This is a genomic window from Kineococcus gynurae (assembly GCF_042433995.1).
GTDB classification, from domain to species: Bacteria; Actinomycetota; Actinomycetes; order Actinomycetales; family Kineococcaceae; genus Kineococcus; species Kineococcus gynurae.
The window spans coordinates 626,363-647,695 of sequence record NZ_JBHLUI010000008.1; the positions used below are offsets into that span (position 1 = coordinate 626,363).

The following is a 21,333-nucleotide window of genomic DNA, read 5'->3' on the forward strand; positions in this document are numbered from 1 at the left end:
TCGTAGACTACGAGGGCGTCCGGTCCGCCTTCTCGGTGGACCGGCCGACATCGCGTCTCCGAGTCCCGCGCCGTGCGCGGGGTCGCCCCCCTCGGTCCGGACCCGCTGCGGCGGTCGTCCGGTGGGGTGCGTCCGGGGACCAGGCGCGGCGGGCCGACCGGTCCGCGGCGATGAACCGATCGGTCCCGGACCCGGGACCGGCACGAGGAGGACCACCCATGGCCGTCGTGACGATGCGCCAGCTGCTCGAGTCCGGTGTGCACTTCGGGCACCAGACCCGCCGCTGGAACCCCAAGATGAAGCGCTTCCTCTTCACCGAGCGCAACGGCATCTACATCATCGACCTGCAGCAGTCGCTGTCGTTCATCGACCGCGCCTACGACTTCGTCAAGGAGACCGTCGCCCACGGCGGTTCGATCCTGTTCATCGGGACGAAGAAGCAGGCCCAGGAGTCGATCGCGGAGCAGGCTTCGCGCGTCGGCATGCCCTACGTCAACCAGCGTTGGCTCGGCGGCATGCTCACCAACTTCCAGACCGTCAACAAGCGGATCTCCCGCATGCGCGAGCTCGAGGAGGTCGACTTCGACGACGTCGCCGCCTCCGGTCTCACCAAGAAGGAGCTCCTCGTCCTGCGTCGTGAGTACGACAAGCTGACGAAGACCCTCGGCGGCATCCGCGACATGACCAAGGTGCCCTCGGCGGTCTGGATCGTCGACACCAACAAGGAGCACCTGGCCGTCGACGAGGCCAAGAAGCTGAACATCCCCGTCGTCGCGATCCTGGACTCCAACTGCGACCCGGACGACGTCGACTACCGCATCCCCGGCAACGACGACGCGATCCGCTCCGTCACGCTGCTGACCCGGGTCATCGCCGACGCCGTCGCCGAGGGCCTGCAGATCCGTCACGGCGGCCGTCAGGACGCCGAGCCGCTGGCCGCGTGGGAGCAGGACCTGCTCGCCGGTGGCGGCGACCCCGCGGCCAACACCGCGGTCGAGTCCACGGAGGCCCCGACCGAGGCGCCGGCGGGCGAGCCCGTGGGCGCGCAGTCGACCGGAGCCTGAGCTCGCGACGCCCCGGGTGAGCCACAGGTTCACCCGGGGCGTCGGTGCGTCGGCGCCGCGTCCCACCCGGACCGCTCCGGGTCGCAGACGCCACCGACGCCTGACCGACACACGTTGAGACCACCACGACGACCACAGGAGGAACCGACACATGGCTGCGTACACCGCCGCTGACGTCAAGGCGCTGCGCGAGAAGACCGGCGCCGGCATGCTCGACTGCAAGAACGCCCTGGTCGAGGCCGAGGGTGACTTCGACAAGGCGGTGGAGCTGCTCCGCGTCAAGGGCCTCAAGGGCGTCACCAAGCGCGAGGGCCGGGTGGCCTCCAACGGGCTGGTCACCGCCTCCGTCGACGGTGGCGTGGGCGTCCTCGTCGAGCTGAACTGCGAGACCGACTTCGTCGCCAAGGGCGAACGTTTCCAGGAGCTCGCCGCCCAGGTGCTGGCCCAGGCCGTCGCCACCAAGGCCGGCGACGCGCAGACCCTCCTCGCCTCCGACCTCGACGGCAAGACGGTCCAGGCCGTCCTCGACGAGGCCAACGCCACCATCGGCGAGAAGATCGAGATCCGGCGCATCGCGCGGGTCGAGGGCGCCAAGGTGGCCTCGTACCTGCACAAGACCGCCTCCGACCTGCCCCCGACCATCGGGGTGCTCGTCGCGCTGGACTCCGACAGCGAGGACGCGGCCGCCACCGGGCGCGACGTCGCCATGCACGCCGCGGCCATGTCGCCGGTGTACCTCACCCGCGACGAGGTCCCGGCCGACCTGGTCGAGACCGAGCGTCGCGTCGCCGAGGACAAGGCCAAGGAGGAGGGCAAGCCCGAGGCGGCCCTGCCCAAGATCGTCGAGGGCCGGGTGAACTCCTTCTTCAAGGACAACGTCCTGCTCGAGCAGGCCTACGCCAAGGACCCCAAGCTCACCGTCTCCAAGGTCCTGGCCGGTGCCGGGACCAACGTGACGGCCTTCGCGCGCTTCCGCGTCGGAGCCTGAGCCCGTTCGACGGGGCGGTGGGGAGGTCCTCCCCCCGCCCCGTCGTCGCGCCCGGGCCGTCCCCGGTCCCGGCGCGCGTACGACAGACTGCCCTCGAGCCCGCGGGTGGAGGCGCTCCTCCGTCCCGCAGCCGCAGGTCCTCAGCACCGTCCAAGGAGAGCCCGTGACCGACAAGTCCCTGACCGTCGAGCTCGAAGCGGGCCGGGTGGCCCCCGCGCCCTCCCTGCGCCGGGTGCTGCTGAAGCTGTCCGGGGAGTTCTTCGGCAACGGGGAGGTCGGCCTCGATCCCGACGTCATCGCCGCCGTGGCCAAGGAGATCGCCGCGCCAGTCCACCAGGGCGTCCAGGTCGCGATCGTCGTCGGCGGGGGAAACTTCTTCCGCGGGGCGGAACTGTCCCAGCGGGGCATGGAGCGCAGCCGCGCCGACTACATGGGCATGCTGGGCACGGTGATGAACGCCCTGGCGCTGCAGGACTTCCTGGAGCAGGCCGGCGTCAGCACCCGTGTGCAGACGGCCATCACCATGGGCCAGGTGGCCGAGCCCTACATCCCGCGCCGGGCGATCCGGCACATGGAGAAGGGGCGCGTCGTCATCTTCGGGGCCGGGGCCGGCATGCCCTACTTCTCGACCGACACCGTGGCCGCGCAGCGGGCGCTCGAGGTCCGCGCCGAGGCCGTCCTCATGGCCAAGAACGGCGTGGACGGCGTCTACACCGCCGATCCGCGGACCGACCCGGACGCGACCCGCATCGACACCATCACCTACGCCGACGCGATGGCCCGCGGCCTCAAGGTGGTCGACACCACGGCCTTCAGCCTCTGCATGGACAACCGCCTGCCCATGACCGTCTTCGGCATGGACGGGCAGGGCAACGTGGCGCGCGCGCTGCGGGGTGAGAGGATCGGCACCCAGGTCACCGCGGGCTGAGCGCCCACGCGCCGGACCCCAGGACGAACCGCAGCACCGCAGCGCCAGGACGGAAGGAACGACCGTGATCGACGACGCACTCCTCGAGGCCGAGGAGAAGATGGACAAGGCGGTCGAGGTGGCCAAGGAGGACTTCTCCTCCATCCGCACCGGGCGCGCCAACGCCGCGATGTTCCACAAGATCCTCGTGGACTACTACGGGGCCCCGACCCCGCTGCAGCAGCTGGCCTCCTTCCAGATCCCCGAGGCACGGTCCGTCCTCATCACCCCCTTCGACCGTGGGGCGATGACCGAGATCGAGAAGGCGCTGCGCAACTCCGACCTCGGGGCGAACCCGTCCAACGACGGCCAGGTCATCCGCATCACGCTCCCGCAGCTGACCGAGGAGCGGCGCAAGGACTACATCAAGCTCGCGCGCTCCAAGGCCGAGGACGCCCGCGTGTCCGTGCGCAACGTCCGCCGCCGGGCCAAGGAGGAGCTGGACCGCATCGTCAAGGACGGCGAGGCCGGCGAGGACGAGGTCACGCGCGCGGAGAAGGACCTCGAGTCCTCGACCAAGAAGCACGTCGACGTGATCGACGAGCTGCTCAAGAACAAGGAAGCCGAGCTCCTCGCTGTCTGAGGACGCCGGGGGCCGGGACGCGGAGGGGGCCGGGATGGGCACGTCGGTTCCGGCCCCGAGCGGTGCCCCGGCGAGCACGGGCAAGGCCGGCCGCAACCTGCCGGTGGCCATTGGCATGGGTGTCGGCATGGGGCTCGTCCTCTGCCTGACCCTGTTCATCGAACCGGTGGCCTTCGTCGTCCTGGCGTCGGTGGCCGTGCTCTACGGAACCGTCGAGATGACCCGGGCGCTGCGGGCCCGCCACCTCGAGGTGCCCATGCTCCCCGCCGCCGCGGGAACCCTGGCGATGCTGCCGGGGGCGTGGTTCGGCGGCGCGGTCACCCTCGGCATCGGCTATCTGCTCACCGTCCTGGCGACGGTGGGCTGGCGACTGCTCGGCCCGCCCAAGGAGCGCGACGCGCCCCTGCCGGTGCCCTCGATCCGCGACGTCGCCGCGGGGATCTTCGTCGTCACCTACGGCCCGCTGCTGGCCGGGTTCGCGGTCCTCATGCTGGCCCAGCCCGACGGGCCCTGGCGCGTCTTCGTCTTCATCCTGCTGGTCGTCGCCTCCGACGTCGGTGGCTTCGCGGCCGGCGTGCTGTTCGGCAAGCACCCGATGGCCCCTTTCGTGTCCCCGAAGAAGTCTTGGGAGGGCCTCGGCGGTTCCCTCACCGCGGGCGCGGTGCTGGGGGCGGTGTCCTTCCCCCTGCTCCTGGACGGCTCGTGGTGGGCCGGAGCGCTCGTCGGTCTCGTCGCCGTCGGGGTCGCGACCGTCGGGGACCTGTCCGAGTCGATGATCAAGCGCGACCTCGGCATCAAGGACATGGGCACGCTGCTCCCCGGCCACGGCGGGGTCATGGACCGGCTCGACTCGCTGCTGCCCGCGGCCCCGGTCGTGTACCTGCTGATGCTCTGGACCCTCGAGAGCGCGTGACGTCCTGCCCGCCGTGACCAACCCGGGCGGCTGGTCCGCCGTCCCGCCCACGGCCCGGCCGTGACGCGCGCGAGGCAAGGCCCGACAGTGGCCTGCGGGCGGCGGCACTCCCTGGCCGTGCTGAACGGCGGACGTGTGGTGGCGACCGGAGCGAACACCGCCGGTGAGTGCGACGTCCAGGACTGGTCCGAGGTCGTCGCAGTCGCTGCCGGCAACGTTCACCTGGCCCGCAACACCGGTCGGTCGCACTCCCTCGCGCTCCGGGCGGACGGAACGGTCCTCGCGACGGGGTGGGACGGCGACGGTCAGTGCCGCGTCGGGGCTTGGTCCGAGGTGGTGGCCCTGGCTGCGGGCTGGCGTCGTTCGGTTGCGGTGCGCGCCGACGGCCGTGCTCTCGCGGTGGGCCGCGCGGTGGAGGGTGCGTGCGACGTCACCGACTGGCGCGAGGTGGTGGCGGTCTCGGCAGGGGACTGGCACACCGTGGGGGTGCGGGCAGACGGGACGGTGCTCGCCGCCGGCGTGGATCGCTCCGGGTCGTGCGCAGTGCAGGGTTGGCGCGGCGTGGTGGACGTCGCCGCGGGATACCTCCACACCGTGGGACTGCGAGCCGACGGAACCCTGGTCGCGACGGGTCGTTCCGAGCAGGGTCAGTGCGCCGTCGGCGGGTGGCGGGACGTCGTCGCGGTGGTTGCGGGGAGTCATCACACCGTCGCCCTCACCTCCGACGGTCGCGCGCTGGCCGCTGGCGCCGACGACCACGGCCAGTGCGACGTCGAGGCTTGGACGGACGTCGTGGTCGTCTCGGCGGGGGCCGCCCACACCCTGGGGGTGCGCGCCGACGGGACGGTCGTCTCCGCCGGGGACGCCGCCCACGGTCGTCGAGACGTCAGCGGTTGGCATTGCGCCACAACATGATCACCGCGACCCCCTCCAACGATGGACGCCGCGGACCCCTCGAAGGGTCCCGCGGCGTCCGGGTGAAGCGGGGGAGGCTCAGACCGGGTCGGTCTGCACCTCGGCCTTGACCACTTCCCGCGCCTTCTGCGGGTCGTTGTGGATGTCGTAGGGAGCTTTGCGGTGCTCGTTGAGCGAGTAGGCGACCGCCGCGATCCAGGCCGCGACGATGACGCCGTAGACGAGGAAGCGGATCGGGTTGTCGGCCTGGTCGATCCAGTCGGAGCGGATCAGCGAGCGGGTGTTGGTGAGGATGATCAGCCCACCGACCGCCGAGCCGAGGACCCGCGGCGGGATGTGGCGCACCAGCCAGGCGGCGATGGGGGCGGCGATGACGCCCCCGATCAGCAGCGCCGCGGCCCAGCTGTAGTTGATGCCTTCCGAACCCAGTCCGACGAGGAACCCGAGCGAGGCGGCCACGGCGATGAGGAACTCGGAGGTGTCGATCGACCCGATCGTCTTGCGGGGCTCCAGCCGGCCGCTGGCCAGGATGGCCGGGGTGCCGACCGGGCCCCACCCGCCACCACCGGTGGCGTCGACGAAACCGGCGACGAGACCGAGCGGGCCGAGGAACCGCTTGCGCAGCGGCTTGCCGAGACGACCGGTGGGCAGCCCGAACGTGGTGAAGCGGATGAAGACGTAGAGCCCGAGGGCCAGCAGGATCAGCGCCATCACCGGGGCGGCGACCTCGGTCGACAGCGAGGACAGGACGGTGGCGCCGAGGAACGCGCCGACCGCACCGGGGATGCCGATCTTGGCGACGACCTTCCAGTCGACGTTGCCGAACTTCCAGTGCGAGACACCGGAGGCGAGGGTCGTGCCGATCTCGGCGAGGTGGACCGTGGCCGAGGCCGCGGCCGGGTTGGTGCCGATGGCCAGCAGCAGCGTGGTCGAGGTGACGCCGTAGGCCATGCCGAGGCTTCCGTCGACGAGCTGAGCGGCGAGGCCGACGATGGCCAGGAGGACGAGAGTGCGCACGAGGGCACCTTTCCGGGGGCGCGGCGGGGTCAGGGGCCCGCACGCGGACTGAACGAGGAGAGGCCGACGGAGCGGCAGCAGGGCGCGTCAGTGGGAAAGGGGGGCGCAACAGATCGCGCTCGCGCAGCGTCGGAGATCGACGTGCCGGCGAGCGACGAGCATGACTCCGCGGAGGAGTGCACCCGGGCGCATGACGACGACCATGCCGGGGGCCCCTCCGGCTGTCAACCAACGCCGCGTCACGCCGGCGACAGGACCGCGCACGCACGAAGAGTCACCAATTTGGTCACCCTCCGTCACAAGAGCGGGGGTGGGACGACGACGACGAGGTCGTCGGGACGGGGAGGGCCCCGGCGGAGCACCTACCATGAGGTCATCATGTCTGCTGCCGAGGCCCCCTCCGACCGTCCCACCACCCCCGCTCCCGAGGGGCGCGAGCCGCTCCCGGTCGCTCCTGCCGGGCCCGGTCAGCTGGTGATGACGGCCCCCCGCCGCGGCAAGCCCCCGCGCCACTTCGTCGACCTCGACCCGGCCGAGCGGGGTCCGGCGCTGGTCGAGCTGGGGGAGAAGGCGTTCCGCGGCAAGCAGCTCGCCGTGCAGTGGTTCGACCGGCTCGAGGACGACACCGCGGCCATGTCCGACCTGCCGGCCGCGAGCCGCGCCCGGATCGCCGAGGCGTTGTTCCCGACGCTGCTCACGCCGCTGCGGACGCTGACCGCCGACCAGGGCCGCACGGTCAAGACCCTGTTCCGCATGCACGACGGCGCCCTCGTCGAGAGCGTCCTCATGCGCTACAAGAACCGCGACACCGTGTGCATCTCCAGCCAGGCGGGCTGCGGGATGAACTGCCCGTTCTGCGCGACCGGCCAGGCCGGTCTGACGCGCAACCTCTCGACCGCCGAGATCGTCGAGCAGGTCGCCTTCGCCGCCCGGCAGCTGAAGCGCGGCGAACTCCCCGGTGGGCCGGGGCGCATCAACAACGTCGTGTTCATGGGGATGGGCGAGGCGCTCGCCAACTACCGCTCCGCCGTCGCCGCGGTGCGCCGGCTCAGCGACCCGGCCCCCGACGGGCTCGGCATCTCCGCGCGCGGCATCACCATGTCGACGGTGGGTCTCGTCCCGGCCATCGACAAGTTTGCGAACGAGGGGATCGCGGCCACCCTGGCGCTGTCGCTGCACGCGCCCGACGACGAGCTGCGCGACGATCTCGTCCCGATCAACCGGCGTTGGAAGGTGGGCGAGGCGCTGGACGCCGCCCGCCGCTACTTCGAGGCGACCGGGCGCCGGGTCAGCATCGAGTACGCGCTGATCCGCGACGTCAACGACCAGGCCTGGCGGGCCGACCGGCTCGGCAAGCTCCTCAACGCCCGCGGCCGCGGCTGGGTCCACGTGAACCCCATCCCGCTGAACCCGACCCCGGGGTCGAAGTGGACCGCGAGCGATCCCGCGGTCGAGAGGGCCTTCGTGGCCGCCCTGGAGAACCGCGGCATCCCGACCACGGTGCGCGACACCCGGGGCAGCGACATCGACGGGGCCTGCGGCCAGCTCGCCGCCGCGCCGCCGGAGGAACCGGGCCGCGCCGCGCTGGTCTGAGACCCGACCCGGCCCCGTCGGGTCGGTGGCGTCGACGAGGGGATCAGCCGCGAACCTCCCGGTCGACGACCGCCTCGTCCGCCGGCAGGGTGATGGTCTCGCGGGTCACGCTCGCGCCGCTGGTCTCCCGGTTGCCGAGCACGTCGCGGTCGAGCTCGCCCTCGGCCCCGGCCACCAGCAGCGCGACGAACGTGTCGCCGTTCACGTTGAGGAACGTCCGGAGCATCCCGGTGAACCAGTCGACGGCGATCAGGAGGCCGACCGCCGTCAGCGGCAGTTCCAGCGAGGTGGCCAGGAACAGGGCGACCACGGGGAAGCCCCCGGGAACGGTGATGGTGCCCATGTTCAGCAGGATCGCCAGCACCATGCCGAAGGCGATCTGTCCCGGCCCGAGATCGATGCCGCCCGCCTGGGCGAGGAAGAAGACCACGACGGTGTAGTTCAGCACCGCCCCGTAGCTGCCCATCGTCAGACCGATGGACAGCACGAAGTTCGCGACGCGGGGCGAGACCCCCAAACGATCGATCGTCGTCCTGAGCACCGTGGGGAACGTCACCGCCGAGCTCGTCGTGGTCACCGCGACGGCGGTCTGCTCGGCCAGCTTGCGCGGCAACGCGAACGGGTTCACCCGGGCCCGCACGGCGACGGTGGCGACGAACAGCAGGGTGAGGACGGCGACCCCGGCAGCCGTGGTGCCCAGGTACTTCAGGGCCGTGGTGACGACTTCGAATCCGACCTCGCCGGCCAACGGGGCGAGCAGGCAGAAGACGCCGACCGGGGCGACCCGCATGACCAGTTTCACCAGCCCCAGCACGACCTGCTGGAACTGTTCGGCGACGTCGAGGACGAGGCGGTTGCCCGTCCGGGTCACGTACTCGTTCAGCGCCACCCCCAGCAGCAGGGAGAACACGATGATCGGCACCATCGCCGCGCTCGCCATCGATTCCACGACGTTCGTGGAGACGAAGCCGGTGAGCGTCTCCTGCCATCCGGTCGCCCCGGTCGCCGACTCCTCCAGCTCGGGGTCGAGGGGTCCGGACCAGACCATGCCCTCGCCGGGCCGGATCGCCTCGGAGAGCAGGACGGCCAGACCGGCGGCGACGACCGAGAACCCCACCATCCACCGGAACGTCCGGAACGCGAGCCGCCCGGTGCCCGCCCCGGCCATCGAGCCGGTGGCCACGATCACCGAGGTCATCACCAGCGGCACGATGGCCATCTGCACGAGCCGGATGAAGATGTCCCCGACGAACGCCACGTTCGCGGCCCACCCGCCGACGAGGAGGCCGAAGACGACCCCGCCCACGGCGCCCGCCCCGATCAGGGTCGCGGGATGGATGCTCCGGCGGGACGAGAGGGTTCTCGGCACGGTGGTCTCCACGGTTCTGGATCGGGGGCGCGAGCGGGGTGCATCTCCCAGTAGGCCACCGGGCCGTTTCCGAGTGGTGTCACGCCTGTGTCGCGACTGTGTCCTCGCTGTTCGCAACGGTCGGCCCGCGGCGCCCGTGTCCGCGCCCGTCGGGGGCCCGGGCGTGCTTCGATGGCGCGGTGACCGAGACCGCCGGTGAGCAGGCCCTCCTGCAGCATGCGCTGGCCCGTCGTCCGGCCCGGACCGGGCGGTGGCGGACGGGGTACTGCGTGGAGGACGTCGACGCGTTCCTGGAGCACGCGGGACGCAGCGCGCCGGCGGGGACGCTCACCTCGGCCCAGGTCCGGGCCGTCGGTTTCGCCTCCCGCCGAGGCGGTTACGACATCGAGGAGACCGACGACGTCCTCGCCGCGATCGAGGACCAGCTGGTCCGGCGCGAACGGACCCGGGCACTGGGGGCCGGGCAGTCGGCGCGCTGGGCCGAACGGGCCGCGGCCCTCTCCGCGGCCATCTACGGACGGCTCGGCGAACCGGCCGGCGACCGGTTCCCCCGCGAACGGCGGTTGCGCCGGGGCTACCGGCCGGCCGACGTCGACGACCTCTGCGACCTGCTCGCCGACCATCTCGACGGCCGGGAGCACCTGACCCCCGAGGACCTGCGACGCGTGCTGTTCCGGCCCTCGCGCGGGCGGTTCGGCTACCGCGAGGGACCGGTCGACGCCTTCGTCGACCGCGTCGTGGAACTGCTGGTCGCCTTCGAGCGCTGAGGGTCCGGCGACCCGCTCACCCCCAGGGCGGCACCGACCCGAGCACCCGGTCGACCCGCGCCAGCAGCACGACCCGACGCGGGTTCTCGCGCGGCACGCGGTAGCGCGCGGCGTAGCGCTGCTCGCCGTCGGCGACGGCGGCCGGATCCGTGAGCACCTCGCCCGTGCCCTCCAGCGACAGCCACCGTCGGCCGTCGACCTGGGAGAGCACCATGCGCGAGCCCCGTCCGACGTTCAGCGCCTTCTGCGAGGCCCCCGACGTGATGACCCGGGCCGTGGCCGTGGCGGCGTCGAAGGTGAAACCGACCGGGACGACGTGCGGGCTGCCGTCGGCCCGCAAGGTGGTGAGGAAGGCCAGGTGCCGCTCGGTGAGGAACTCCAGCGCGGCGGGCGGCAGGTCGGCGGGGTCGTAGGCCACCCGGTCAGCCTGCCATCCCGGTGGGACGGCGGATCCGTCCGCTCAGCTGCGCAGCGCCATCCAGAGCTCGGCCCGGTCGTCGGGGGAGTCCAGCGACGTGCCCAGCAACGCCTCCACCCGGGCCAGGCGGGCCCGCACGGTGTTGCGGTGGACCCCCAGCTCGTCGGCGGTGGCCTGGATCTGCCCGTGCCGGGCGAGGAACACGCGCAGGGTCTCGCGCAGCGTCGCCTCCTCGCGCCCCGCGGCCGCAAGGGGGGCCAGCAGCGTGCGGGCGTGCTCGCGGGCCCCGGCGATGCCGAGCAGCCCAGCGAGTCCCGCCCCCCGCAGGTCGGCCCCGTCGACGACGGGACGCTCGGCGTCGGTCCGGGCCAGCGCCGCCTCGGCCGAGGCCAGCGCGTCGGCCGCGGCCCCCGCGGGCACCACGCGGGAGATGCCGACCCGCGACCCGGGGTCGAGATCGGTGAGCGTCACCGGCGGCGACAGCACCGCCCGGTGACCGTCCGAGAGCGGCCCGGGCGCGCGCCCGCCCTCGACGCGCACGACCACGAGCGGGTCCGGCAGCTTCAGGCCGAGGGCGGCGAGCATCCGTCGCCCCAGGTCCAGGTGCTCCCCGGAGGGAGCCAGCACGAGGTCCAGCACGCAGGCCAGCACCCGGTCCTCGCGGCGCCCGACGGCGTCCCCGCGTCGCCCCAGGACGTTGAGCAGCGCGGCCGCGGTGCCGACGACCGCCTGCGCGGCCCGGGGTTGGTCGGGGGCGGCGCGGACGAGCAACCAGGTGGGCGGGTCGTCGCCGACCGCGCGCAGCAGCAGGGTGCGGGTGGGGTCGACGTCGGTGAACGCGGCCCGCGCCCCGCGGGCCCGGACCCGGTCCAGCGCGTCGGCGGTCTCGGCGGGGGGTGCCTCGTCGGTCGAGGCGGCCAGCACCCCGCCGCGCGCCCCGAGCAGCCAGGCCGCCCCGTCCAGGGACCGGGCCACCCGGTGCAGGACGCGGGCCTGCCCGTCGGCGTGCGCGGCATCGTCGGCCAGCGCCCGCTGGGTCCGCGCCGCCTCCAGGTCGGCATCGTTCTCCTGACGCCGCAGCAGCTCCGCCACCCGGCGCGAGACCGCGATGAACGACGTGGGGGTCGGCACCTCGAGCACGACGAGCCCGGAGCCGGCGGCCGCGGCCACCAGGGCGGGGGGCACGCGCTCGTGGCTGAGCCCCACCCCGAAGCCGACCGCGGACACCCGGGCCCCGACCAGGTGTTCGACCCAGGTGCGCCAACCGGCCTCCGCGGGCGTCCGCAACCCGGTGGTGAGCAGGAGCTCGCCGCCCTCCAGGAACGGGGAGGGGTCCTCCAGCTCGCTGGTCGCGACCCAGCTGAGCGGGGTGGCCGGGTCCCCGGTGAGCAGCGTCAGGGCCAGCGACCGCGTGGACAGAAGGTCGGCCACGGCGATCACGAGGTGAAGTTTCGCACAGTGCCGGATCGGCGGACAGGGCAGATGCGCCACTGACCTGCGCGGCGCGCATGCTTACCGTCGGGGTACAGCAGGGCCGCTGGTGGCCCGCCCGTCGCAGGAGGACACCATGAGTGAGAACCGTTCGACCGCGACCACCACCGCCGCGGCGGGTGGTCCCGGACTCCCGCAGGAACGTCGACTGCTGACCGAGGTCCCCGGCCCGCGCTCGCGCGAGCTCGCCGCCCGTCGGGTCGGCGCCGTCTCCGGGGCCGTCGGGTCCTCGATGCCCGTCTACACCGCCGCCGCCGGGGGCGGTGTGCTCGTCGACGTCGACGGCAACTCCTTCATCGACCTGGGGTCCGGCATCGCCGTGACCACCGTCGGCAACGCCGACCCGGGGGTCGCCGCGGCCGTCGCCGACCAGGTCGCCGCGTTCACCCACACCTGTTTCATGGTCACCCCGTACGAGTCCTACGTCCGGGTCGCCGAGCAGCTCAACGAGCTCACCCCGGGCGACCACGCGAAGAAGACCGCGCTGTTCACCTCCGGCGCCGAGGCCGTCGAGAACGCGGTGAAGATCGCCCGCGCCCACACGGGCCGCAACGCCGTCGTCGTGTTCGACCACGCCTACCACGGGCGCACGAACCTCACGATGGCGATGACCGCCAAGAACATGCCCTACAAGGAGGGGTTCGGCCCCTTCGCCCCCGAGGTCTACCGCGCGCCGCTGTCCTACCCGTTCCGTGACGGGGTCGACGTCGAGGGCAACCCGATCGACGGGCCGGCCGCCGCGGCCCGCGCCATCGCGACCATCGAGAAGCAGGTCGGCGCCCACCACGTCGCCGCCATCGTCATCGAACCCATCCAGGGCGAGGGCGGGTTCATCGTCCCGGCCGAGGGTTTCCTCCCGGCGCTGGTCGAGTTCGCCCGCGCCAACGGCATCGTGTTCATCGCCGACGAGGTCCAGAGCGGTTTCGCGCGGACCGGGGCGATGTTCGCCTCCGAGCACGAGGGGATCGTCCCCGACCTCGTCACCACCGCCAAGGGCATCGCCGCGGGTCTGCCGCTGTCGGCGGTGACCGGCCGCGCCGAGATCATGGACGCCCCGGTCGTCGGCGGCCTGGGGGGCACCTACGGCGGGAACCCGGCGGCCTGCGTCGCCGCGATCGCCGCCCTCGACGCGGTGCGCGAGAACGATCTCGTCTCGCGGGCCCAGCAGATCGAGAAACTCCTCAAGGGTCGCCTCGGCGCCCTGCAGGACAAGGACGCCCGCATCGGCGACGTCCGCGGCCGCGGCGCGATGATCGCCGTGGAACTGGTGCGGGCCGGGACCCACGAACCCGACGCGGCCCTGGCCGGGAAGGTCGCCAAGGAGGCCGCCCAGCGCGGCATCATCGTGCTGACCTGCGGGACCTACGGCAACGTCCTGCGGCTGCTGCCCCCGCTGAGCATCTCCGACGCCCTGCTCTCCGAGGCGATCGACGTCCTCGAGGGCGTCTTCGCCGAACTGTCCGACTGACCCCGCCGGCCGCGGACCCCGCGGACCCCGAACTCCCGGGGTTGGCGGTCCGAGCCCACGGATCGCCGGCCCCCGCACCCCGGAACCACGAACCCCGAAGGGATCGCCCCATGTCGAAGCCCGACGAAGCGACCGTCCTGAACTCGGTCCCCACCCAGCTGCTCATCGGCGGGACCTGGCGCGAGGGGGCGGGCGGTGGCCGCATCGACGTCGAGGACCCGGCCACCGGCAAGACCCTCGCCACCGTGGCCGACGCCACCGTCGCCGACGGTGACGCGGCCCTGGCCGCCGCGCACGAGGCCCAGAAGACCTGGCGCAAGGTGCCCGCGCGCGAGCGGGCCGAGATCCTGCGCCGCGCCTTCGAGCTCGTCGTCGCCCGCGCCGACGAGTTCGCGCTGCTGATGACCATGGAGATGGGCAAGCCGCTGGCGGAGTCGGCGGGGGAGGTCAAGTACGCCGCGGAGTTCCTGCGCTGGTTCTCCGAGGAGGCTCCGCGCATCTCCGGTCGATACTCCGAGAACCCCGTCGGGGGTTCGCGACTGCTCACCATGAAGGGTCCGGTCGGACCCTGCCTGATGATCACGCCGTGGAACTTCCCGCTGGCCATGGGGACCCGCAAGATCGGGCCCGCGGTGGCCGCCGGCTGCACCATGGTCGTGAAACCCGCCACGCAGACGCCGCTGTCGATGCTGCTGCTGGCCAGGACGTTCGAGGAGGCCGGGCTGCCCGACGGGGTCCTCAACGTCGTCACCTCCTCCACGACCGGCAAGGTCATGGAACCGCTCATCCGCGACCCGCGGCTGCGCAAGCTCACCTTCACCGGTTCCACCGCGGTCGGGCAGCGCCTGGTCGAGCAGTCCGCGACCCAGCTGCTCCGGACCTCGATGGAACTCGGCGGCAACGCCCCGTTCCTGGTGTTCGACGACGCCGACCTGGACAAGGCGGTCGAGGGCGCCATGGCGGCCAAGATGCGCAACATGGGCGAGGCCTGCACCGCCGCCAACCGGTTCTACGTCCAGCGCGGTGTCGCGGCCGAGTTCTCCCGCCGCCTGGCCGAGCGCATGGGGTCGCTCAAGATCGGTCGCGGGACCGAGGACGGCGTCCAGGTCGGTCCGCTGATCGACGCCGGCGCCCGCGACGACGTGGCCCGTCGCGTGTCCGAGGCGGTCTCGGCCGGGGCGACCGTCCTGGCCGGGGGGTCCGCCCCCGCCGGGGACGGGTACTTCTACGCCCCGACCGTGCTGCAGGACGTGCCCGCCGACGCCCGCCTGCTCACCGAGGAGACGTTCGGCCCGATCGCCCCGGTGGTCACCTTCGACACCGAGGAGGAGGTGCTGGCCCTGGCCAACGGCAGCGAGTACGGCCTCATCGCCTACGCCTACACCGAGAACCTCGGTCGGGGCCTGCGCGTCAGCGAGGAGCTCGAGACCGGCATGGTCGGCCTGAACGCCGGGGTGATCTCCAACGCGGCCGCCCCGTTCGGTGGCGTCAAGGCCTCGGGCTTCGGCCGCGAGGGCGGCGCCGAAGGCATCGAGGAGTACCTCGAGACCAAGTACGTCGGCTTCCCGCTCTGATCCGCACCTGACCGGGGTCCGCGCGACCCCGTCCGTCCCGCCGGTCCGACCGGCACAGGGGACCATGCGCTCGTTCATCGGGCGCAGGGTCCCCCTGTGCCGTCACCCTGCGACGTCACCCCGTGGTCGTGCGCGCGGCCGCCGAACCCGCCTCAGCGGGGCGGGGTGGTCCGGGCGGCGTCGTAGGCGGCGCGGGCGCCGGGTCCCAGGACCGGGCCGAACAGCGTGCTCGTGTCGCCCTCGTAGGCGAAGGAGACGACCGAGGTGACCGTCCCGGACCCCGTCCGGGGGTCGAGGTCGGTGATCCAGGGCCCGCCGCTGGAGCCCCCCGACATCGCGCAGCCGATCGAGCGGTCCCGGGTCGTGGTGGTGTCGCGGTCGGTGGGGCCGGCGCACCAGGTGAGGTGCTCCCCGTCCTGCTCGCCACCGCCGGCGGGGTAGCCGAGGACGGTCACCTCCGCGGCCCCGGGGCGGACCGGGTCGCCCGAGCCGGCGGGGTCCTCCACCGGGGCGAAGGCGATGTCGAGGGCGCCCACGACCTCCCCGAGCGACCGACCGTCCTGCGGGGCCAGGACGGCGAACCCGACGTCGCCGGCCAGGGCGGCGGGCGTGCCGGGCGCGGCCGTCCGCCACGCCTCGGTCGTGAGCAGGGTCTGCGCGGGCCAGGTGCCGTGCGGGCGTACCCCGGCCGCGTACCCCGGCACGAAGACGAAGTTCTCCACCGGCCGTCCCGCCTGGAAGGTGCAGTGCCCGGCGGTGACCACCACGCCGACGGCACCCGCCCCCACGCTCGCGGCCGAGCAGACGTAGGGCCGACCCGCACGGGTGAAGAACACCTTGCCGACGACGTCGGTGACCGGGCTCGCCGCGGTCCAGCGGGTCGCGCCGACGAGGCGGGCCTCGTCGCCCGCGGACGTGGAGAGCAGCCCGGTCGCCGCCCGCCCGGTCCCGTTCGGGTGGTCGGGGATCGGAGCGCCGGCGGGAGTCACGGGGAGGGCGTCGGCCATCCGGTCGACCGTCCAGTACCGCTGGGCCGCGTCGCGCTGTCCCGCCCCGGCGGTCGCGACATCCCCCGCGGCCTCGGCGGGCGACATGGCGGGGGACACGGCCAGCGCGGGCGCGGGCAGGGCGAGCACCGCGCCGAGCACCGGCCCCAGCGCGGCGGCGATCCGGGCCGCCGTCCGCGAGCGCGCGCGGGCGGACGGGCGGGGGCGGTCGGCGGGTCGGGACGGTGCGGGCGGTCGGCTGGCTGCAGGCACGGCGACGGTCCTTCCGGGGGAGGGGTCGACCCCAGCCGACCACAGGCGGGGGCTCCGGGGCCAACCGGTGGTGTCGTCCCGGCGGTGGCTCGTGACGGTCCCGTCACGGCGCGGGTGATGATGGGCCCCGTGACCCAGCCCGTCCTCCCCGCGGCCCCCGAGGGCCCCCGCCGCGTCGTCCTGCTCGGCTCCACCGGATCCATCGGCACCCAGGCCCTGGAGGTCGTCGACGCCGCCCCCGACCGCTTCGTGGTCCAGGCCCTGGCCGCCGGGGGCGCCGACGTCGCCGCCCTCGCCGCCCAGGCCGTGCGCCACCGCGTCGAGACCGTGGCCGTCGCCCGCGAGGGGGTCCGGGCCGAGCTGGTCGAGGCCCTGGCGGCCATCGCGAGCGCCGCCGGGGTCCCGGACTACCGGCCCGAGGTGCTCGCCGGGCCGGACGCGGCCGCGGAGGTCGGGGGGCGCCCCACCGACGTCGTGCTCAACGGGATGACGGGATCGGTCGGCCTGGGCCCGACCCTCGCCGCCCTCCGGGCGGGCAGCACGCTGGCCCTGGCCAACAAGGAGTCCCTGGTCGCCGGCGGTCCGCTGGTGACCGCCGCGGCCGCTCCCGGCCAGGTCGTCCCGGTCGACTCCGAGCACTCCGCGCTCGCGCAGTGCCTGCGGGGCGGCGCGGCGGAGGAGGTCCGGCGGCTGGTGCTGACCGCCTCGGGCGGGCCGTTCCGCGGACGCGGCCGCTCGGAGCTGGGGGCGATCACCCCGGCCGAGGCCCTGGCCCACCCGACCTGGTCGATGGGGCCGGTGGTGACCACCAACTCGGCGACCCTGGTGAACAAGGGGCTGGAGGTCATCGAGGCGCACCTGCTCTTCGACCTGCCCTACGACCGCATCGACGTGGTGGTGCACCCGCAGTCCGTCGTGCACTCGATGGTCGAGTTCGTGGACGGCTCGACGCTGGCCCAGTGCTCCCCGCCGGACATGCGCCTGCCCATCGCGCTCGGCCTGGGCTGGCCCGAGCGGGTGCCGGGCGCGACGGCGGGGCTGGACTGGACGACGGCGGCGAGCTGGACCTTCGAACCGGTCGACGACGAGGCCTTCCCGGCGCTGCAGCTGGCCCGGGAGGCCGGGACCCGGGGTTCGACGGTGCCCGCCGTCTTCAACGCCGCCAACGAGGAGTGCGTGGCCGCCTTCCACGCGGGGCGGCTGCCCTTCCTGGGCATCGTCGACACGGTCGCGACCGTCGTGGCCGAGCACCGGCCGGGCGGCGACCCCCGCGACGTGGCCGACGTCCTGGCGGCCGAGGACTGGGCCCGCGCCCGGGCGCGCGAGCTGAGCGCGCGGGTGGGCGGGTGAACGAGGTCCTGCTCTGGGTGGTCGGCATCGCCGTCGCCGCCCTCGGGCTCGCGCTGTCGATCGCCCTGCACGAGGTGGGGCACCTGCTGCCCGCCAAACGGTTCGGCGTCAAGGTCACCCAGTACATGGTGGGTTTCGGCCCGACCCTGTTCTCCCGTCGTCGGGGCGAGACCGAGTACGGGGTCAAGGCCGTCCCGCTCGGCGGCTACATCCGGATGATCGGGATGTTCCCGCCCGCCCGGAACGACCCCGACCAGCGCGTCCGCGCCTCCTCGACGGGGCGCTGGGCGCTCATGGTCGAGGAGGCCCGCCAGGCCGGGGCCGAGGAGTTCGGCCCCGAGGACGCCCACCGCGCCTTCTACCGGCTGCCCGTGCTGAAGCGGATCGTCATCATGGCCGGCGGGCCGGTGGTCAACCTGCTGCTCGCGGTCGTCCTGACCGCGGTCGCGTTCAGCGGCATCGGGGCGGCCACGGGCACCTCGCTGACGCTGGCCGAGGTCAACCGCTGCGTCCTGCCGGCCACCAGCACGGCGACCACCTGCTCCTCGGAGGACCCGGCGACGCCGGCCGCGGCGGCCGGGCTCCTCCCGGGTGACGTCGTCACGAGCTTCGCCGGGACCCCGGTCACGAGCTGGGAGCAGCTCCAGGGCCTGATCCGGGCCGCCGCCGAGGAGCCGGTCGCGATCGGCGTCGAGCGCCGGGGCGAACCGCTGACGCTGACGATCATCCCGATCCGGACCGAGCGGCCGGTCATCGGCGACGACGGTCGTCCGACCGGTCGCAGCGTCGTCGTCGGCTTCCTCGGGGTCAGCCCGTTGCCCTCGCTGCAACGGGTCCCGCTGACCGAGATCCCGGGCATCGTCGGGCAGCAGGTCGAGGGTGTGGCCGGCGTGGTCGTCCGGCTCCCGCAACGGCTCTACGACGTGGCCCAGGCCGCCTTCGGCAGCGAGGCCCGCGACCCGAACGGTCCGATCGGGGTCGTCGGGATCGGGCGGTTGGCCGGGGAGCTGAACGCGTTGCCGCAGCAGACGACGAGCGACGTCGTGCTGGAGCGGGCCAACCGGTTGATCTCGCTGCTGGCCGGGCTCAACGTGGCCCTGTTCGTGTTCAACCTCATCCCCCTGCTGCCCTTCGACGGCGGGCACATCGCCGGGGCGCTGTGGGAGATCGTCAAGAAGGCGTTCTGCCGGCTCACCCGCCGCCCGGACCCCGGGCCGGTCGACGTGGCCAAGGGCATGCCGGTGGCCTACGCGGTGTCGCTGCTGCTGATCGGCATGTCGGTGCTGCTGCTCTACGCCGACATCGTGCGTCCGGTCCGGCTGCCCGGGTGAGACGCGGGTGAGACGCGGGTGAGACCCGGGTGGAGAGTCGGCGCGGGCGGTGGACGGGGTGGACGCCCGGTGGGTGAGCACCGGGGCGGGGGGCGATACTGGCGGGCGTGAGCGTCAGCCTCGGACTCCCCGCCCTCCCGCCGCCCGTCCTCTCCCCGCGGCGCAAGACCCGCAAGATCAAGGTGGGCACGGTCGACGTCGGCGGTGACGCCCCCGTCTCGGTGCAGTCGATGACCACCACCCCGACCACCGACATCAACGCGACCCTGCAGCAGATCGCCGAGCTCACCGCGACCGGGTGCGACATCGTCCGCGTCGCCTGCCCCAGCGCCGACGACGCCGAGGCCCTGCCGATCATCGCCAAGAAGTCGCAGATCCCGGTGATCGCCGACATCCACTTCCAGCCCAAGTACGTCTTCGCGGCCATCGACGCCGGGTGCGCCGCGGTCCGGGTGAACCCGGGCAACATCCGCAAGTTCGACGACCAGGTCAAGGAGATCGCCCGGGCGGCCAAGGACGCCGGCGTCTCCATCCGGATCGGTGTGAACGCGGGCTCGCTCGACCCGCGGCTCATGGCCAAGTACGGCAAGGCCACGCCCGAGGCGCTGGTCGAGTCGGCGGTCTGGGAGGCCTCGCTGTTCGAGGAGCACGACTTCCACGACTTCAAGATCTCGGTCAAGCACAACGACCCCGTCGTCATGGTCCGGGCCTACGAGCTGCTGTCCGAGCGCGGGGACTGGCCGCTGCACCTCGGCGTGACCGAGGCGGGTCCGGCGTTCCAGGGCACCATCAAGTCGGCGACCGCGTTCGGGGCGCTGCTGAGCAAGGGCATCGGCGACACGATCCGGGTCTCCCTGTCGGCACCGCCGGCCGAGGAGGTCAAGGTCGGCATCCAGATCCTGCAGTCGCTGAACCTGCGCCCGCGCAAGCTGGAGATCGTCTCCTGCCCCTCCTGCGGCCGGGCCCAGGTCGACGTGTACTCCCTGGCCGACGCCGTGACCGAGGGCCTGGAGGGGATGAGCGTGCCCCTGCGGGTCGCGGTCATGGGCTGCGTCGTCAACGGGCCGGGGGAGGCCCGCGAGGCCGACCTCGGCGTCGCGAGCGGCAACGGCAAGGGGCAGATCTTCGTCAAGGGCGAGGTCATCAAGACCGTGCCCGAGCACCTCATCGTCGAGACCCTCATCGAGGAGGCCAACCGGCTGGCCGCCGAGATGGGCGAGCCCACCGACGAGGCCGGGGCCGGGGCCCCGACCGTCACCGTCGGGTGACCGGCTGAGCCCCCACCGCGGCGCGTTCGCCTCGACGCCTCCCGGCGGAGGCGACAGGATGCCCCCGTGCACCTCACCCCCTCGGGCGCGCCGCCGAGCCCCCGGGTCCCGCCCGTGAGCGGAGCCGGTCGCCTGCGTCTGCTGTCCGGCGGCGACGCCCCGGCCCTGCTGCGGCTCTGCGAACGCGACCCGGTCGGCAACCTGTTCGTCTCGGCCCGGTTGCTGGGGTTGCTCGCCCGGCCGGGCGCGGACCTGGGCGGGCAGATCTGGGGTTGGTTCGAGGGTGAGCAGCTGGTCTCGGCCTGCTGGTCGGGGGCGAACCTCGTCCCGGTCGAGGCCACCCCCGCCGCGCTGGACGCCTTCGCCGAACGCGCCCGGCAGGAAGGGCGGCGCTGCTCCTCCCTGGTCGGCCCGGCCGATCAGGTCCTCGCGCTCTGGCAGCGCCTCGAGACGCACTGGCGCGGGGTCCGCGAGGTCCGGGCTCGGCAGCCGTTGATGGTCTGCGACGGCCCGCCCGTCGTCCCCGCCGACCCGCTGGTCCGCCGGGCGACCCTGCGCGAGCTCGACCTCGTCGTCCCCGCCTGCGTGGCGATGTTCACCGAGGAGATCGGCTACCCGCCGGCCCCGCCGGACGGGGGCGGCGTCTACCGCTCCCGGATCGCCGAGCTCGTCTCGACGGGGAGGTCCTTCGTCCGGATCGACCACGGGGCGCAGGGTCCCGAGGTGGTCTTCAAGGCCGAGCTCGGCGCGTTCTCCCCGAAGGTCGTGCAGGTGCAGGGGGTGTGGGTCGCCCCGCACCGCCGGGGCGAGGGGCTCTCCGTGCCCGGCATGGCCGCCGTGGTCGAGCAGGCCCGCGCCGGGGGCGCCGAGACCGTCTCCCTGTACGTCAACGACTACAACGAGCGGGCCCTGCGGGCCTACCACCGGGTCGGGTTCCGTACCGTCGGAGAGTTCGCGACGGTGTTGTTCTAGGCGCATGACGGTGCGCCGGTAGCCTG

The 21,333-nt window shown here is 73.4% G+C and carries 20 protein-coding genes; 14 read left to right on the forward strand and 6 right to left on the reverse strand.

What is annotated here, in order from left to right:
- Positions 1–218 precede the first annotated feature (218 nt).
- From rpsB to ACFFKU_RS09345, 6 genes are all read left to right on the forward strand, one after another.
- Positions 219–1,064 (forward strand): 30S ribosomal protein S2, encoded by an 846-nt coding sequence (rpsB, locus tag ACFFKU_RS09320; RefSeq protein ID WP_380137390.1) that lies wholly within the window; start codon positions 219–221, stop codon positions 1,062–1,064.
- 151 nt (positions 1,065–1,215) lie between these two features.
- Positions 1,216–2,052, forward strand: a complete 837-nt coding sequence (gene tsf / locus ACFFKU_RS09325; RefSeq protein WP_380137391.1) for a translation elongation factor Ts — start codon at positions 1,216–1,218, stop codon at positions 2,050–2,052.
- A 163-nt stretch (positions 2,053–2,215) separates the two neighbouring features.
- Positions 2,216–2,980 (forward strand): UMP kinase, encoded by a 765-nt coding sequence (gene pyrH, locus ACFFKU_RS09330; RefSeq protein ID WP_380137393.1) that lies wholly within the window; start codon positions 2,216–2,218, stop codon positions 2,978–2,980.
- 64 nt (positions 2,981–3,044) lie between these two features.
- Positions 3,045–3,602 (forward strand): ribosome recycling factor, encoded by a 558-nt coding sequence (frr, locus tag ACFFKU_RS09335; protein ID WP_380137395.1) that lies wholly within the window; start codon positions 3,045–3,047, stop codon positions 3,600–3,602.
- 34 nt (positions 3,603–3,636) lie between these two features.
- Entirely contained in the window at positions 3,637–4,515 is an 879-nt protein-coding gene (locus tag ACFFKU_RS09340; RefSeq protein WP_380137396.1) for a phosphatidate cytidylyltransferase, read from the forward strand.
- A gap of 87 nt (positions 4,516–4,602) precedes the next feature.
- On the forward strand, positions 4,603–5,430 hold the full coding sequence (locus ACFFKU_RS09345; protein ID WP_380138061.1) for an RCC1 domain-containing protein: 828 nt from the start codon (positions 4,603–4,605) through the stop codon (positions 5,428–5,430).
- A 78-nt stretch (positions 5,431–5,508) separates the two neighbouring features.
- Here ACFFKU_RS09345 and ACFFKU_RS09350 read toward each other — a convergent pair whose 3' ends face one another.
- Together ACFFKU_RS09350 and ACFFKU_RS09355 are read right to left on the reverse strand one after the other, a co-directional pair.
- Entirely contained in the window at positions 5,509–6,447 is a 939-nt protein-coding gene (locus ACFFKU_RS09350; protein WP_380137397.1) for a sulfite exporter TauE/SafE family protein, read from the reverse strand.
- A gap of 87 nt (positions 6,448–6,534) precedes the next feature.
- The gene (locus ACFFKU_RS09355) at positions 6,535–6,816 is read right to left on the reverse strand and encodes a putative leader peptide (protein WP_380137399.1); all 282 of its coding nucleotides are present in this window, start codon (positions 6,814–6,816) and stop codon (positions 6,535–6,537) included.
- A gap of 9 nt (positions 6,817–6,825) precedes the next feature.
- Between ACFFKU_RS09355 and rlmN the strand changes: the two genes are divergently transcribed.
- Positions 6,826–8,040, forward strand: a complete 1,215-nt coding sequence (gene rlmN / locus ACFFKU_RS09360; RefSeq protein ID WP_380137400.1) for a dual-specificity RNA methyltransferase RlmN — start codon at positions 6,826–6,828, stop codon at positions 8,038–8,040.
- Positions 8,041–8,083: 43 nt separating this feature from the next.
- On the opposite strand, the gene ACFFKU_RS09365 is transcribed toward rlmN, so the two are convergent.
- Positions 8,084–9,409: a dicarboxylate/amino acid:cation symporter gene (locus ACFFKU_RS09365; protein ID WP_380137401.1), complete on the reverse strand. Its 1,326-nt coding sequence runs from the start codon at positions 9,407–9,409 to the stop codon at positions 8,084–8,086.
- Between the two features lie 179 nt (positions 9,410–9,588).
- Between ACFFKU_RS09365 and ACFFKU_RS09370 the strand changes: the two genes are divergently transcribed.
- Positions 9,589–10,176 carry a DivIVA domain-containing protein gene (locus ACFFKU_RS09370; protein WP_380137403.1) on the forward strand — a complete coding sequence of 196 codons (588 nt, stop codon included), beginning with the start codon at positions 9,589–9,591 and terminating at the stop codon, positions 10,174–10,176.
- 16 nt (positions 10,177–10,192) lie between these two features.
- On the opposite strand, the gene ACFFKU_RS09375 is transcribed toward ACFFKU_RS09370, so the two are convergent.
- Together ACFFKU_RS09375 and ACFFKU_RS09380 are read right to left on the reverse strand one after the other, a co-directional pair.
- Positions 10,193–10,594 (reverse strand): PPOX class F420-dependent oxidoreductase, encoded by a 402-nt coding sequence (locus ACFFKU_RS09375; RefSeq protein ID WP_380137404.1) that lies wholly within the window; start codon positions 10,592–10,594, stop codon positions 10,193–10,195.
- A 42-nt stretch (positions 10,595–10,636) separates the two neighbouring features.
- Positions 10,637–12,034, reverse strand: a complete 1,398-nt coding sequence (locus ACFFKU_RS09380; protein ID WP_380137405.1) for a helix-turn-helix domain-containing protein — start codon at positions 12,032–12,034, stop codon at positions 10,637–10,639.
- A gap of 127 nt (positions 12,035–12,161) precedes the next feature.
- Here ACFFKU_RS09380 and gabT point away from each other — a divergent pair, with 127 nt between their 5' ends.
- Positions 12,162–13,553: a 4-aminobutyrate--2-oxoglutarate transaminase gene (gene gabT / locus ACFFKU_RS09385; RefSeq protein WP_380137407.1), complete on the forward strand. Its 1,392-nt coding sequence runs from the start codon at positions 12,162–12,164 to the stop codon at positions 13,551–13,553.
- 110 nt (positions 13,554–13,663) lie between these two features.
- The gene (locus ACFFKU_RS09390) at positions 13,664–15,127 is read left to right on the forward strand and encodes an NAD-dependent succinate-semialdehyde dehydrogenase (RefSeq protein ID WP_380137409.1); all 1,464 of its coding nucleotides are present in this window, start codon (positions 13,664–13,666) and stop codon (positions 15,125–15,127) included.
- A gap of 152 nt (positions 15,128–15,279) precedes the next feature.
- Here the strand turns inward: ACFFKU_RS09390 and ACFFKU_RS09395 are convergent, their stop codons facing one another.
- Positions 15,280–16,386, reverse strand: a complete 1,107-nt coding sequence (locus ACFFKU_RS09395; RefSeq protein WP_380137411.1) for a trypsin-like serine peptidase — start codon at positions 16,384–16,386, stop codon at positions 15,280–15,282.
- A gap of 120 nt (positions 16,387–16,506) precedes the next feature.
- Between ACFFKU_RS09395 and dxr the strand changes: the two genes are divergently transcribed.
- The 4 genes from dxr (at position 16,507) to ACFFKU_RS09415 (ending at position 21,307) form a co-directional block, all read left to right on the forward strand.
- Positions 16,507–17,736 carry a 1-deoxy-D-xylulose-5-phosphate reductoisomerase gene (gene dxr, locus ACFFKU_RS09400; protein ID WP_380138063.1) on the forward strand — a complete coding sequence of 410 codons (1,230 nt, stop codon included), beginning with the start codon at positions 16,507–16,509 and terminating at the stop codon, positions 17,734–17,736.
- On the forward strand, positions 17,733–19,067 hold the full coding sequence (locus tag ACFFKU_RS09405) for a M50 family metallopeptidase (RefSeq protein WP_380137413.1): 1,335 nt from the start codon (positions 17,733–17,735) through the stop codon (positions 19,065–19,067). The genes dxr and ACFFKU_RS09405 overlap by 4 nt, the downstream gene beginning before the upstream one ends.
- Before the next feature lie 107 nt (positions 19,068–19,174).
- On the forward strand, positions 19,175–20,335 hold the full coding sequence (gene ispG, locus ACFFKU_RS09410) for a flavodoxin-dependent (E)-4-hydroxy-3-methylbut-2-enyl-diphosphate synthase (RefSeq protein ID WP_380137414.1): 1,161 nt from the start codon (positions 19,175–19,177) through the stop codon (positions 20,333–20,335).
- Positions 20,336–20,449: 114 nt separating this feature from the next.
- Positions 20,450–21,307 carry a GNAT family N-acetyltransferase gene (locus ACFFKU_RS09415; RefSeq protein WP_380137415.1) on the forward strand — a complete coding sequence of 286 codons (858 nt, stop codon included), beginning with the start codon at positions 20,450–20,452 and terminating at the stop codon, positions 21,305–21,307.
- Positions 21,308–21,333 lie beyond the last annotated feature (26 nt).

Coding starts and splice junctions, on each gene's coding strand:
- gabT (WP_380137407.1), top strand. CDS start 12,162: ATGAGTGAGAACCGTTCGACCGCGACCACCACCGCCGCGGCGGGTGGT.
- dxr (WP_380138063.1), top strand. CDS start 16,507: ATGGGCCCCGTGACCCAGCCCGTCCTCCCCGCGGCCCCCGAGGGCCCC.
- rpsB (WP_380137390.1), top strand. CDS start 219: ATGGCCGTCGTGACGATGCGCCAGCTGCTCGAGTCCGGTGTGCACTTC.
- ACFFKU_RS09355 (WP_380137399.1), bottom strand. CDS start 6,816: ATGGTAGGTGCTCCGCCGGGGCCCTCCCCGTCCCGACGACCTCGTCGT.
- ACFFKU_RS09390 (WP_380137409.1), top strand. CDS start 13,664: ATGTCGAAGCCCGACGAAGCGACCGTCCTGAACTCGGTCCCCACCCAG.
- ACFFKU_RS09340 (WP_380137396.1), top strand. CDS start 3,637: ATGGGCACGTCGGTTCCGGCCCCGAGCGGTGCCCCGGCGAGCACGGGC.
- rlmN (WP_380137400.1), top strand. CDS start 6,826: ATGTCTGCTGCCGAGGCCCCCTCCGACCGTCCCACCACCCCCGCTCCC.
- tsf (WP_380137391.1), top strand. CDS start 1,216: ATGGCTGCGTACACCGCCGCTGACGTCAAGGCGCTGCGCGAGAAGACC.